Origin of the sequence: Amycolatopsis ponsaeliensis, assembly GCF_030182635.1 — a bacterium.
Taxonomy (GTDB): domain Bacteria; phylum Actinomycetota; class Actinomycetes; order Mycobacteriales; family Pseudonocardiaceae; genus Amycolatopsis; species Amycolatopsis ponsaeliensis.
In genome coordinates this window covers 122,497-134,635 of record NZ_JAPZLD010000033.1, presented here as the reverse complement: position 1 = coordinate 134,635, position 12,139 = coordinate 122,497, and the positions used below count along the sequence as shown (strand labels likewise).

11 protein-coding genes are annotated in these 12,139 nt (G+C 74.4%); 7 read left to right on the top strand and 4 right to left on the bottom strand.

Annotated elements, in window-relative coordinates; translation table 11 throughout:
- Nucleotides 1-169: 169 nt before the first annotated feature.
- Nucleotides 170-2,032 carry a serine/threonine-protein kinase gene (locus QQ657_RS37900; RefSeq protein WP_284747155.1) on the top strand — a complete coding sequence of 621 codons (1,863 nt, stop codon included), beginning with the start codon at nt 170-172 and terminating at the stop codon, nt 2,030-2,032.
- Nucleotides 2,029-3,825 carry a serine/threonine-protein kinase gene (locus QQ657_RS37895; RefSeq protein ID WP_284747154.1) on the top strand — a complete coding sequence of 599 codons (1,797 nt, stop codon included), beginning with the start codon at nt 2,029-2,031 and terminating at the stop codon, nt 3,823-3,825. Before QQ657_RS37900 ends, QQ657_RS37895 begins: the two co-directional genes overlap by 4 nt.
- A 1-nt stretch (nt 3,826) precedes the next feature.
- On the opposite strand, the gene QQ657_RS37890 is transcribed toward QQ657_RS37895, so the two are convergent.
- Nucleotides 3,827-4,777, bottom strand: a complete 951-nt coding sequence (locus QQ657_RS37890) for an alpha/beta hydrolase (protein ID WP_284747153.1) — start codon at nt 4,775-4,777, stop codon at nt 3,827-3,829.
- A gap of 103 nt (nt 4,778-4,880) precedes the next feature.
- On the opposite strand from QQ657_RS37890, the gene QQ657_RS37885 reads away from it, so the two are divergent.
- Nucleotides 4,881-5,900 carry a helix-turn-helix domain-containing protein gene (locus QQ657_RS37885; RefSeq protein WP_284747152.1) on the top strand — a complete coding sequence of 340 codons (1,020 nt, stop codon included), beginning with the start codon at nt 4,881-4,883 and terminating at the stop codon, nt 5,898-5,900.
- Between the two features lie 227 nt (nt 5,901-6,127).
- Here QQ657_RS37885 and QQ657_RS37880 read toward each other — a convergent pair whose 3' ends face one another.
- Complete coding sequence (locus QQ657_RS37880) at nt 6,128-7,087, bottom strand: TIGR01777 family oxidoreductase (protein ID WP_284747151.1); 960 nt, start codon at nt 7,085-7,087, stop codon at nt 6,128-6,130.
- A gap of 56 nt (nt 7,088-7,143) precedes the next feature.
- Complete coding sequence (locus tag QQ657_RS37875) at nt 7,144-8,031, bottom strand: LysR family transcriptional regulator (protein ID WP_284747150.1); 888 nt, start codon at nt 8,029-8,031, stop codon at nt 7,144-7,146.
- Nucleotides 8,032-8,136: 105 nt separating this feature from the next.
- On the opposite strand from QQ657_RS37875, the gene QQ657_RS37870 reads away from it, so the two are divergent.
- The 3 genes from QQ657_RS37870 to QQ657_RS37860 all read left to right on the top strand — a co-directional run bounded on the left by QQ657_RS37870 (nt 8,137) and on the right by QQ657_RS37860 (nt 10,973).
- The gene (locus tag QQ657_RS37870) at nt 8,137-9,318 is read left to right on the top strand and encodes an MFS transporter (RefSeq protein WP_284747149.1); all 1,182 of its coding nucleotides are present in this window, start codon (nt 8,137-8,139) and stop codon (nt 9,316-9,318) included.
- A gap of 322 nt (nt 9,319-9,640) precedes the next feature.
- Complete coding sequence (locus tag QQ657_RS37865) at nt 9,641-10,504, top strand: universal stress protein (protein ID WP_284747148.1); 864 nt, start codon at nt 9,641-9,643, stop codon at nt 10,502-10,504.
- 58 nt (nt 10,505-10,562) lie between these two features.
- Nucleotides 10,563-10,973 (top strand): hypothetical protein, encoded by a 411-nt coding sequence (locus QQ657_RS37860; protein ID WP_284747147.1) that lies wholly within the window; start codon nt 10,563-10,565, stop codon nt 10,971-10,973.
- Nucleotides 10,974-11,019: 46 nt separating this feature from the next.
- Here the strand turns inward: QQ657_RS37860 and QQ657_RS37855 are convergent, their stop codons facing one another.
- Nucleotides 11,020-11,613, bottom strand: coding sequence for a TetR/AcrR family transcriptional regulator (locus tag QQ657_RS37855; protein ID WP_284747146.1), 594 nt, complete (start codon nt 11,611-11,613; stop codon nt 11,020-11,022).
- A 37-nt stretch (nt 11,614-11,650) separates the two neighbouring features.
- Between QQ657_RS37855 and QQ657_RS37850 the strand changes: the two genes are divergently transcribed.
- The gene (locus QQ657_RS37850) at nt 11,651-11,992 is read left to right on the top strand and encodes a cupin domain-containing protein (protein WP_284747145.1); all 342 of its coding nucleotides are present in this window, start codon (nt 11,651-11,653) and stop codon (nt 11,990-11,992) included.
- The last annotated feature ends 147 nt before the right edge of the window (nt 11,993-12,139 follow it).

Genomic DNA, 12,139 nt, shown 5'->3' with positions numbered 1-12,139 from the left:
CCTCGCTGGTGTTGGTGTCCTGGCTCTCTCCTTTGGGGGCTGGTGTTGTGTTTGATAAATTGTATATAGCCGCCTCCCCCCCCCCCCCCCCCCGGTGGTGGACGGCGGATCAGGGCATTCCGGGCCGGCGCCCGTCCGGCACGCTCTACGATCACCCGCGGAGGTGGGCGTGGAGCCGTTGGGGCGGGGTGAACCGGCGCAGGTCGGGCGGTATCGGCTGCTCGCCGCCGTCGGGGAAGGCGGGATGGGCCGCGTGCTGCTCGGGGTCGCCCCCGATGGACGGCTCGCCGCCGTCAAGCGGGTGCACCGGGGGTTCGCGCACGATCCCGGATTCCGCGAACGGTTCCGGCGGGAGGTCGAGGTCTCGCGGCTCGTCTCCGGTGCCTACACCGCCGCCGTCATGGACGCCGATCCGCAAGCCGAAACGCCGTGGCTCGCCTCCGTGTTCGTCGCCGGGCCCTCGCTGCAGGAAGCCGTCGACGCGACCGGGCCGCTGCCGCCGGCCACTGTCCGGCACCTCGCCGCCGGGCTGGCGTCCGCCCTGACCGGCATCCACCGGGCCGGGCTCGTGCACCGGGACCTCAAGCCCGCCAACGTCCTGCTCGCCGACGACGGCCCGCGGGTCATCGACTTCGGCATCGCCCGCGCCGCCGAGGGCGGCACCGACCTCACCCACACCGGCGTCATCCTCGGCTCGCCCGCGTTCATGTCGCCGGAGCAGGCCGAAGGGCGGCCGCTGACCCCGGCGAGCGACGTCTTCTCCCTCGGCGCCCTGCTGGTGCTGGCCGCCACCGGGCACAGCCCCTTCGCCGGGACCTCGGGCCCGCAGTCGCTCTACAACGTCGTCCACACGCACCCGGACCTGCGCTTCCTGGCGCCGGAGGTCCGCGCCGTCGCCGAGCCGTGCCTCGCCAAGGACCCCGCGCGCCGGCCGACGCCCGCCCAGGTCCTGGAGCTGCTCGGTCCGCTGCCCCCGGTCCAGCGTCCGTGGCCGCCTGCCGTGCACGCGCTGATCGCGAGGCGACAGGCCGAGGTCACGGCCGTCCTGACCAAAAAGCCCGCGCGACGAGGCCGCCGGATCGCGCTCACCGCCACCGCGGCCGCCGTCGTCGTGGGCGCCACGATCACCGCGGTCACCCTCACCGACGGCGACGACGGTGCGACCGCCGCCCCGGCGAGCACCACCGCCCCGCCGGCCACGACGAAGCCCGCGCCGAACCCGGACCCGCTCGGCCCGGACAAGCTGCGCGGCGCCGACCTCTGCCAGGTGCTGCCGTCGGTGCCCGGGACCGGGAAGCTCACCCCGCGGATCGATGTGCACTTCTTCGAGTGCGTCTACGAGACGCCGCAGGGCCAGTGGCTGGACCTGACCGTCGGCGGCCCGGTGACCGCCAAGGGCACGGTCTCCGCCGAGCTCGACGGCCTCCCGCTGACCATCGACGACAAAGAGGGCGGCTGCACCGCGTCCGTGCCGATCGTGGACCGGCCGGACGCGACGATCGGCGTCGAAGCCAGCCAGTCGGCCAAGCCGTTCGCCAAGCCGTGCGACTCGGCGAAGGCCGCGCTCACCGAAGCCGTGAAACGCCTCCGCGCGGGCTCGCCCACCGCGCCGGGAGGACTCGCGCCCGTGGACCCGTGCGGCTTGGTCGACACTGCCACCGCGCAGCGGATCGTCGGCCCGGTCACCAAGGTCGAGCCCCGTGGGCTGCACGAATGCCACTGGCAGGTCGGCGGCGAGGTCGTCGTGTCGCTCGAGCGCGGCACCCGGCCGGTGCAGTCCAAGGACTCGTACTACGACTCGGCCGGGACCGTCGACCTCGGCGGGGTCACCGCGTACTTCACCACCAAACGGTCCAATCCCGCGTCCGGGTTCTGCAGCCTGACCTGGCAGCACCGCCCGCTCGAAGAAGACTTCTCGGAGAACGTCGTCGTCGACTACCGCACCTCCGCCAGCACGCTGCCCGACGACGAAATCTGCCGCCAGGCGCAGGACTTCGCCAAGGCGGTCCGGCCCGGATTGCCGAAGCCGTGAAGCCCCTGGAAGCCGGCGACGCCCGGCACGCGGGGAAGTACCGTCTGGTCGCCGCGCTCGGCGAGGGCGGGATGGGCCGCGTCCTGCTCGGCGTCGCGCCGGACGGCCGGCTCGTCGCGCTCAAGCAGGTCCACCCGGAGTTCGCGCACAACGCCCGCTTCCGGACCCGGTTCCGGCAGGAAGTCCAGGCGTCGCAACGGGTTTCGGGAGCGTTCACCGCCGCGGTGATGGACGCCGACCCGGACGCCGAAACCCCTTGGCTGGCTTCGGTGTTCGTCACCGGGCCGTCGCTCAAGGAGGCCGTCGAAGCCACCGGGCCGCTGCCGGTCGACGCGGTGCGCCGGCTCGCCGTCGGGCTCGCGACCGCGTTGATCGAGATCCACCGCGTCGGCCTGATCCACCGCGATCTCAAGCCCGGCAACGTGCTGCTGACCGGCGACGGCCCGCGGGTGATCGACTTCGGGATCGCGCGCGCCACCGAGGGCGGCCCGGATCTCACCGGCACCGGCGGCATCGTCGGCTCCCCCGCGTTCATGTCGCCCGAGCAGGCCGAAAGCCGCCCGCTGACGCCGGCGAGCGACGTCTTCTCCCTCGGCGGCCTGCTGGTGATGGCGGCGACCGGGCATCCCCCGTTCCCCGGCTCGACCACCGCGCAGCTGCTCTACGACGTCGTCCACGCCACCCCCGACCTGACGGCCGTGCCGCCCGAAATCCGCGCGCTCGTCGAGCCGTGCCTGGCCAAGGACCCGGCGCGGCGCCCGACGCCGCAGCGGATCCTCGACTTCCTCGGCCCGGTCCCGCCCGGCACCCGGCCGTGGCCGCCGGCGGTGCACGACCTGATCGCTACCCAGGACGCGGCCGTCCGCGCCGCGCTGTCCTGGCCCGTCCCTCCCCCGCCTCCCGCACCGCCGAAACGCCGTCGCTGGCTGCCGGTCGTCACCGCGCTGGCCGCCGTCTGCGCGCTCGCCGCGGGCAGCCTGATCGCCCTGGCGGTGGCCAAGGCGGACGCGGACCCGCCGTCGGCCGGCGCGAACCTGGACCCGACGAGCCTGGACACCCTCCGCCGCGCCGATCCATGCCGGGTCCTCGACGACGTCACCGTGCCGGACGCGGGCAAGCTGCGGGCCGAACGGGGCTCCGGCTACCTCGACCGCTGCACTTACGAGTCCCGCTCGGGCGGGACGATCTCGGTCAAGCTAGGCGACCAGATCTACGTCGAGGGCGGCCGCCCCACCGAAGACCTGAACGGCAGGCAGGTGCTGTTCACCGAGATCAGCGGCAGCACCTGCGACGCGAGCGTCCAGGTGCCCGCCCAGCCGGATCTCGGCGTGACCGCGCTCGCCGAGACGTGCGCCCTGGCGAAGGCCACGCTCGGCAAGGTCCTGGACCGGCTCCACGGCGGTGGCAACGGCTACACCCTGGCGCCCGGGACGCTCCTCGCACTGGACCCGTGCGCCGTGCTCGACCGGACCGCGATCGCGCGGGCGGTCGGGCCGGTCCGCGAGACCAAGCTGAACCGCCTGCGCGAGTGCAAGTGGACCGCCACGACGTCCCTGCAGCTGACCTTCGACGAGACGCCGACCGGGGTGCCGGACACCGGCATCCCGGTCGACCTCGGCGGGGTGACCGGCACCCGCCACGAAACCGGCGACAGCTGCACGCTGACGTGGAACCACCGCCCGCTCGACGCGAGGGAATCCGAGCACGTCCGGATCTTCGCCGCGAAAACCGAAGGGGCCTGCGACGCGACGGTCGAATTAGGGAGAGCTCTGGTGAAGGCGCTTCCCCGCTAGCTCAGACGCGCAACCCGCGGCGCAGGGCGTCGACCTCGTCGGCGAACATCCGGCGGGAGATCGCCGCCGTCTCCACCATCCCCGAGCCGTGGAACGTGCCCGGGTAGTGCCGCAGCTCGGTCGCCACGCCCGCGTGCGCGAGGCGTTGCGCGTACTGGATTCCCTCGTCCCGCAACGGGTCGAACTGGCACGTCGTGACGAACGCGGGCGGCAACCCGGCCAGGTCCGCGGCCCGGGCCGGCGCGGCGTACGGCGAGACGTCGTCGCCGCCGGGCTCCGCGCCGAGGTAGCTGGTCCAGCTGAACACCGCGTTCGGCTGGTTCCACAACGGGGTGTCGGTGTACGCGCGCATCGACGGCGTCTCCAGGCGGTCGTCCAGCTCCGGGATCCCGAGGTACTGGAAGCAGAGCGCGGGACCGCCGCGGTCGCGGGCCAGCAGCGCCACCGCCGCCGAGAGGCCGCCGCCCGCGCTTTCGCCGCCGACCGCGAGCCGGGCCGGGTCGATGCCGAGCTCCGCCGCCTTGGCCTCGACCCATTGCAGGGACGCGTAGCAGTCCTCGACCGGCGCCGGGAACGGGTGCTCGGGCGCCAGCCGGTAGTCCACCGACACGATCACGATGCCGAGCTCGTCGACCAGCCGGAGCAGCGACGTGTGGAACATGTCCAGGTCGCCGAGGACGAACCCGCCGCCGTGGATGTAGAGCAGGCCGGGCACCGCGCCGGTGCGGTTCGCCGGGGAGTAGACGCGCACCGGGACCTCCGGCGCGTCCGACGGCCCGGGCACGGTCGTGTCGCGGACGTCGATCGGGTTCGCCGGTTCGTAGGCCGGCAGGACCTCGCCCAGCTGCCCCATCGCGGAGCGCGCGGCGACCAGGGCGTCGTAGCCGGTCAGGGTCACGGCCGGGAGCATGTCCAGCCAGGGCAGCAGCTCGGGATCGATCGCGTAGGTCATGGTCCGATCTTCGGCCGCCGGACGCTCCCCGGCCACCGCCACGCGGCGGGCGTTGCCGCGCCGGAGGTCGCCATCCGGCGGCGGGCGCGCCTATCGTGGCGGCATGAAGGGGCTGCTGCTGCGGCTGTCCGGGCTCGACGCCGACGCCGAGAACGCCGTGCGGGTGATCGGGTTCTTCGACCGCCTGATCACCGGGCGCGCCGGCCTGGACGCGCTGGTCCGCAGCACGGCCGAGCTAGCCGGCTGCCGGGTCGGCGTGCACGCGCCCGGCCAGGGGCTGTCGCTGCGCGCGGAACCGGGAGAGGACGTCATGACACCCGGGACGGCGCCCGCGCGAGCGGCCGTCCGCCGGCTCGAGGGCGGCGTCGAGGTGTGGGTGGCCCGCGGCGGCGCACCACTCCCGCTCGACGACATGCTGCTGGAAAGGTTCGCGATCGCCACGGCGATCCTGCTGGAGCAGAGCGGCGTGCCCCGCCCCGAGCTCGGCGATCCCGCGCTGGTCGAGCTGGTGCTGTCCGAGCATGCCGGCACGGCCGAGCGGTCGCGGGCCCTGCACCTGCTGGGGATCGCCCCGGCGGCCCGGCTGCGCGTGCTGGCGGGCACGGGCGTCGACGGGCTCGCGGGGCGGTCGGCCCAGCTGGGCGGGGTGCGCGCGATCTTCGTCGACACCGTGCCCGCACTGCCGGACGGCGGCCGGGCGGGCATCGGCCCGGAGCTGCCGGCCATCGACGCGGCCCGTTCCTGGTCCGCCGCCCGGACGGCGCTGCGCTTCACCGCGGGCGCCGAGCCGGTGGTGTGGTGGGAACGGCTCGGCAGCCTCACCGCGTTGGCCGGCCGGCTCGACGGGCCGGACCTCGCCGAGCTGCCGGACATCCGCGCACTGGACCGGCTCGCGTCCGAAGCCCATGGTGACGACACGCTGGCGGCGCTCGACGCGCTGTGCGCGACGGGCTCGGCCCGCAAGGCCGCGGCGGTGCTGCACCGCCACCACAGCACGATGCCGGCCCGCCTGGCCCGAGCGGAAGCGGTCCTCGGCTTCGAGGTCGACTCCCCCGCGGGCCGGTTCCGGCTGCATCTCGCGCTGATGTTGAGGAGACTGCGGGACAACAACGGACTCGGCTGACCCGGCCGCAAAAGAACGGCCGGATCCACCCCGCGGCAGGCCACCTGGAACGGGCGAAACGCACCCGAGGCCGGGTTCCAGCGCGCCCGCCGGGAGCCTGCGAACCCAGCCGACCGGGCGCAAAGGACTGCCAAGCCCTGCGGCAAGCCGCCCGGACCGGGCGAAACGCACCCGCAGAACGGTTCCGGCCGCACCTCGAACTCATCCCGCGAAGGCCGCCGCCCGACTCAGCCGACCGTCCTCAGTGGACGCTTCAGCAGATCCTCCGCCGCCGCCGGCCACTCGGGGTGGCCGAAGACGAACCCCGCGTCGAGCAGCCGGCCCGGTACCACGCGGCGGCTCTTCAGCAGCAGCTCCGTGTCGCTGCGCAGCGCGAACGCCCCGAGCTCCGCCATCCACCTCGTCGCCGGCAGCCCGAACGGCACACCCGCCGCCGCGCGCAGGGCACGCAAGAAGTCCTTGTACGGCAACGGCTCCGGGGCCGCCAGGTTCACCGGCCCGCTCAGGTCGTCGCGCCCGACGAGGAAGTCGATCGCCCGGATCAGGTCGTCCTCGTGGATCCAGGACAGGTACTGCGCCCCGCCCGCGACCGGGCCGCCCAGGCCCAGCCGGGTGAGCCGCAGCAGCATCGCGAACGCGCCGCCGGGCTCCGGGCTCATCACCATCGCCGTCCGCAGCGCCACCTTGCGGGTGCGCGGGGTGGCCGCCACCTCCTGCTCGCGCTCCCACGCCCGGGCGAGGTCGACGCTGTAGGCCCAGTAGGCGGGCACGTCCGGCTCGCCGCCGCCGAGGACGCCGGTGGTTTCGTCGTTCGGGGCGTCGTACCGGTGCGCGTAGATCGTCGCCGTGCTCATCTGCAGCCAGACGCGCGGCGGCCGCGCGGCGTGCTCGATCGCGCCCCCGACGACCCGCGCCGAATCGATGCGCGAGTTCCACATCTCCCGCAGGTTCGCCCGGGTGTACCGGCAGTTCACCGACCGGCCGGCCAGGTTGAGCACGACGTCGCTGCCGTCGACCTCCGCCGTCCACGGCCCCGCGGCCCGCCCGTCCCAGCGGACGTGGCGCACCCCCGGTTCCGCCGGTGCGTCACGTCGGGTGAGCACGACGACCTCGTCCCCGCGTTCGACCAGCCTGCGGCTCAGTACCCGCCCCAGGTGCCCGGTGCCACCGGGTATCACGACCTTCACGAAGTTCCCCCTTCACGGTCCGCCGGAACCCACGGTACCGAAAGAGTTGAACGTGTTCAAATATCTGTGACACCGGCCATGAGGTCGAGGAGCGTCCGCAGCGCGCGGCTCGGCGGCTTCGCGCCCGACGTGACGACGTTGAGCGGCCAGTCCAGGCCGGCGCCGGCCAGCGGCCGCACGACGACGTCCGGCTCGCCGGGCACGGGTGTGTCCGGGACGACCGCGACGCCCAGCCCGGCCGCGATGTAGCCGGCCACCGTGCGGAGGTCGGCGACTTCGACGGTGACCCGCCGCGGCGCCCCGATTGCGTCGAAAGCCCGGTCCATCGCGACGCGGTTGCCGAACCCGCGCGGCGTGTCGATGAAGGACTCGCCGGCGAGGTCCGCGAGCCGCACGGCCCGGCGCGCCGCCAGCGGGTGGCCGGCCGGCAGCAGCACGACGAACGGCCGCGTGTCGACCCGCAGGACGGCCAGCCCGGCGAGGTCGGACTCGGGCAGGCCGACGATCGCGACGTCGAGCCGCCCCTGGCGGACCTCTTCGGCCAGCCCGGTGGACCCGGTGATCGACACCGTCACGTGGATGTCCACCCGCGGGTGCCGCCGGTGGAACGCCCCGAGCAGCTCGGGCAGGTTCACCCCGCCGATCGAGGTCAGCGTGCCGATCCGCAGGCTGCCGCGCAGGCCTTCCGACGCCTCCTGGACCGTCGCGCGGGCGCGTTCGAGGGCTTCGATCGCGCTCTTCGCCTCGGGCAGGAACGCGGCACCGGCCGCCGACAGCGCGACCCGGCGGGTGGAGCGGTCGAACAGCCGGGTGCCGAGCTCGGTCTCCAGCGCGCGGACGGCGGCGGACACGGTGGACTGGACCGCGAACATCCGCTGGGCGGCCCGGGTGAAGCTCAGTTCCTCGGCCACGGCGACGAAGTACTCGAGCTGACGCGTCTCCATTCATCGATGGTAGCGATAACTCGGACCAGGACTTTTCGTTGGACTTGCTGAGTCGGCGGGGACATCGTGGAGTGGAAGATTCCCTTGGCGTCCTGGAAGGTCCCGATGTCCGTCACCCTCGCCCCCGCCCGGCTCCGGATGAGCCGCGGCCTGGGGTTCCGCGTCGTCGCGGTCGCGTTCGCGACGGCGCTCGCGTTCTCCACCGTCCCGACCCCGCTGTACGCGCTTTACCAGCAGCGGGACGGGTTCCCGGCGTTCCTCGTCACCGTGGTGTTCGCCGCCTACGCGGTCGGGGTGATGCTGAGCCTGTACCTGGCGGGCCACGTCAGCGACTGGCTGGGACGCCGCCGCGTGCTCGTCGCGGGGCTGCTGGCCGAGGCGCTCTCGGCGGCCGTGTTCCTGCTCTGGCCGGAGGTACCCGGCTTGATCGTCGCGCGGCTGGTCAGCGGTGCGGGCATCGGCGCGATCACCGCGACCGCCACCGCGCACCTGTCCGAGCTGCGCACGCAGGCGCGTCCCGGCCTGGCCGCGACGGTGGTCAACGCGGGCGGCCTGGCACTGGGACCGCTGGCGGGCGGGTTGTTCGCGCGGTTCGCCGGTGAGCCGCTGCACACGCCGTTCGCGGTGTTCCTGGTCGTGCTGCTCCTGGAGGCGGCCGCGGTGAGCCTGGTGCCGGAGACGGTCGAACGCCGGGAGGAGCGCCCGGCGTACCGGCCGCAGCGGCTGTCCCTGCCTTCGGCGGCCCGGCCGGAGTTCACCGGCGCGGCGATCGGCGCGTTCGCGGCGTTCGCGCTCAGCGGCCTGTTCATGGCGCTGGCCCCGACGCTGCTGGCACACGAGCTGCACGAGCCGTCGCGACTGCTGGCCGGGCTCGCGCCGTTCACGATGCTCGGCACCGCGGCTCTCGCGCAGATCGGCCTGGCCCGCCTCGCGACGCGCACACAGCTGCGGGCGGGGTACGCGCTGATGGGTACCGGCCTGGTGGCGCTGGCGGCCTCGGCGTTCGCGGGATCGCTCCCGCTGTTCTTCGGGGCGAGCGTGCTGGCGGGGGCGGGGTTCGGGTTGGGCTTCCGCGCGGCGGTCGGCACGGTGGCGGCGCTGGCGGACGACCTGACCCGCGGCGAAGTCCTGGCCGCGTTGTTCCTGGCCGCGTACGCGGGGCTGGTACTGCCGGTGCTGCTGATCGGGCTGGCGATGCTGGTGACGTCCGGGGCGGTCGTGCTGGCCGGATTCGCGGGGTTGGAGCTGGTGTTGCTCGGCTGGTCGGCCCGCCGGACCCTGGCCTGAAGCCCAACGCAGGCCTCGCGCGGCGAGCGCGACTCCGGTGCCGTGGTGCTCGCCGCGTTCGCGGCGCTGGAGCTGGTGCTGCTCGACTGGTCGGGCGCTCGTCCAAGCCGGCCGGTCGTCCCCGCAGCGGCGGTGCCGGCGAGGATTCGCCGCGCGAGAACCGCCCCTGCCCGACCCGCTCCCCGGCCCACCGCCGCCCGGGTGGGTCCGGAACCGGCCCGCCGCACCCCCGGACCTGGCGCTGCCCGCCGCCCCTAGTGCGTCTCCTAGCGCCGGGCCCGAAGCGCTCCTCCGGACCCCCGGGCGGGCATAGAGTCGGCGGATGACCGCTGCAGCCGCGCCGCCGATCGTCACCGGGGTGGACGGGTCGGCCGAGTCCCTGGACGCCGTCCGCTGGGCCGCGCGGACCGCCGGCCTGCGGGACGCGCCGCTCGAGATCGTGCACGCCCTCGATGTCCCCGCCCTGCTCGCGGGCGGGGTCGTGCCGCCGCCCGAGGAGATGGTCGACGCTCTTCGCGCGCGGGGCCGGCGGGCGCTGCGGACCGCGCGGGAACTGGCCGCCGCGCAAGGGATTCCGGGCGCCTCGACGCGGCTCGATCCCGACCGTGCCGCCCAGGCGCTGATCGAAGCCTCGCGGCACGCCGCGCTGCTCGTCGTCGGCTCCGCCGGGCACGGGCGGCTCACCAGCCTGCTCGCCGGGTCGGTCGCCGCGGCCGTCGGGACGCACGGTCGCTGCGACACCGTCGTCGTCCGCGGGGACAGCTGGGACGAGCCCGGCGCCGGCGACCGCCCGATCGTCACCGGCATCGACGGCAGTGAAGCCGGCACCCGCGTGCTCGCGGCGGCGCTCGCCGAAGCCCGCGTCCGCCGCGCTCCGCTCGTCGTGCTGCACGCCTGGACCGATGCCCCGCCGCCGCGGCCGGACCCGCGGTGCGTCACCGAGGCCGGGCGCCGGCTGCTCGGCGAACGGCTCCACGACCACGACCTCGGCGACGTCGCGGTCGAGCAGGTCGTCGTCCGCGCCCACCCGCGCCGCGAGCTGATCGACCGCAGCGGGACCGCCCAGCTGGTCGTTCTCGGCGATCGCGGCCGCGGCGGCTTCCCCGGGCTGCTGCTCGGGTCCACCGGGCAGGCACTGCTGCACCACGCAGCGTGCCCGGTTCTGCTCGTGCGTACGGCCGTTTGAGGGAAGCGGGACGGAAGCGCGACCCGGCAAGATGGCGGGGACCGAGAGCGAGGGACAGATGAAGACAGTGGTGCGAGCCGGATTCGTCGCGATGCTGGCCACGGCGGCGCTGGCGGCCCCGGCCGGGGCGGCGCCCGTCAAGCAGGTCACGAGCACCTGCCACGCCGGACAGTTCAGCGGGATGTTCACCCTGCGGTACGAGACGTCCGGCGGCTTCCACCGCCCGCTCGGCGCCATCACGACGGCGGGGCCGTACATCGGTGACGTGGGCACCCGGTCGCTGAAGATCTCCTACACCGACGGGCTGGGCACGCACGCGGTCTACGCCAACGTCAGCCCGGCCTCGAACGGCACCTACACCGAGACCCTGCCGTCGGGGCTCTCGATCCCGGCCACCGCGCGGGGCACGGCGTCGACGACGTTCGGCAACGGCACGCAGTCCTGCGTCGCCACGGTGCCGATCACGTAGCCGTCGCCGGCCGCCGTCGCGCCGGGCATCCCGGTGCGACGGCGGCTCACCGCGGGTCGAGCGCTGCCCGCAGGATCGCCTGGGCCGAGGCCGCGAGCACTTCGGCCGCCCGGTCGCGGTCGAGCCCGCCGATGTCGGTCAGCCACACCAGTGACTCGATGCCCGTCGCCGAGCGGATGGCCACCGCCAGACCGTGCACGTCGACGTCCGGATGCGTCGAGGTGATCGGCGCCAGCGCCTCCTCGATCCACCGGATCGCCCGGCCACCCCGCAACACCGGCTGCTCCGCGCCGGGCTCCAGCGAAAGCCGCAGCTGGGACCGCAGCTGCGGCTCCCAGCGCACGGTGAACCGGATGAACTCGCGCATCACCAGGTCCAGGCGCGCGTCCGGCGCGGCGGGCGCGCCGGCGGGGAGCAGGCCCGCGCCGTCCTCGATCTCGGGGTACGCCGCCAGCAGGAGGGCGCGCTGGTTGGGGAAGTACCGGTACGCCGTGGTGCGGGAAATCCCGGCCTCCGCGGCGGCCTCCTCCACCGTCGGGGCTCCTCCCCGCGCCAGCAGTGCGTGGGCGGCCTCGACCAGCACGGCCCGCGTCCGCCCCTTCTGCCGGCTACGGCCCGTGGACTCATATGGCACTTCCATGCCATCATGGTACTCAGGTCCCACGAAGGAGACGGCCATGAGCAGTGATCCGGCGGAAACGAATCCCGAGCTCTACCGGGTGGTCCTGGAAAACGAGCGGGTCCGCGTCCTCGAGTACCGGGACCGGCCTGGCGACCGGACCGCGCCGCACCGCCACCCCGACAGCGTGATGGTCACGCTCGGCGCGTTCAGCCGGCGCGTCTGCGCCGGCGACCGCGAGGTGCGCGTCGACCTGGCCGCCGGCGAGGCGCGCTGGGTCGCGGCACAGGAACATTCCGGCGAGAACGTCGGCACCACGCCCTCCCACGCGTTGTTCGTCGAATTGAAGGAGCCCGGCAAGGAAACGGCGGAAGCCGCCCTCGGCCCCGGCGAACCGTGACCCCACGCGGCCTGCCGCCGAATCGCCGGAGGGCGAGGCGGCCACCGTCGACGATTCGGTGACGGAGCTTTTCCTTCCTGTCGACGTATCTCGCCCGGCCCACTACGCTCCTGTACGCCTGAACGCGGACGTGTCCGCGGCGGAGGG

Excerpts from the sequence above, each read along its gene's own strand:
- QQ657_RS37850 (WP_284747145.1), top strand. The coding sequence starts at position 11,651 with ATGAGCAGTGATCCGGCGGAAACGAATCCCGAGCTCTACCGGGTGGTC.
- QQ657_RS37890 (WP_284747153.1), bottom strand. The coding sequence starts at position 4,777 with ATGACCTACGCGATCGATCCCGAGCTGCTGCCCTGGCTGGACATGCTC.
- QQ657_RS37885 (WP_284747152.1), top strand. The coding sequence starts at position 4,881 with ATGAAGGGGCTGCTGCTGCGGCTGTCCGGGCTCGACGCCGACGCCGAG.
- QQ657_RS37865 (WP_284747148.1), top strand. The coding sequence starts at position 9,641 with ATGACCGCTGCAGCCGCGCCGCCGATCGTCACCGGGGTGGACGGGTCG.
- QQ657_RS37855 (WP_284747146.1), bottom strand. The coding sequence starts at position 11,613 with ATGGAAGTGCCATATGAGTCCACGGGCCGTAGCCGGCAGAAGGGGCGG.
- QQ657_RS37860 (WP_284747147.1), top strand. The coding sequence starts at position 10,563 with ATGAAGACAGTGGTGCGAGCCGGATTCGTCGCGATGCTGGCCACGGCG.
- QQ657_RS37870 (WP_284747149.1), top strand. The coding sequence starts at position 8,137 with ATGTCCGTCACCCTCGCCCCCGCCCGGCTCCGGATGAGCCGCGGCCTG.
- QQ657_RS37875 (WP_284747150.1), bottom strand. The coding sequence starts at position 8,031 with ATGGAGACGCGTCAGCTCGAGTACTTCGTCGCCGTGGCCGAGGAACTG.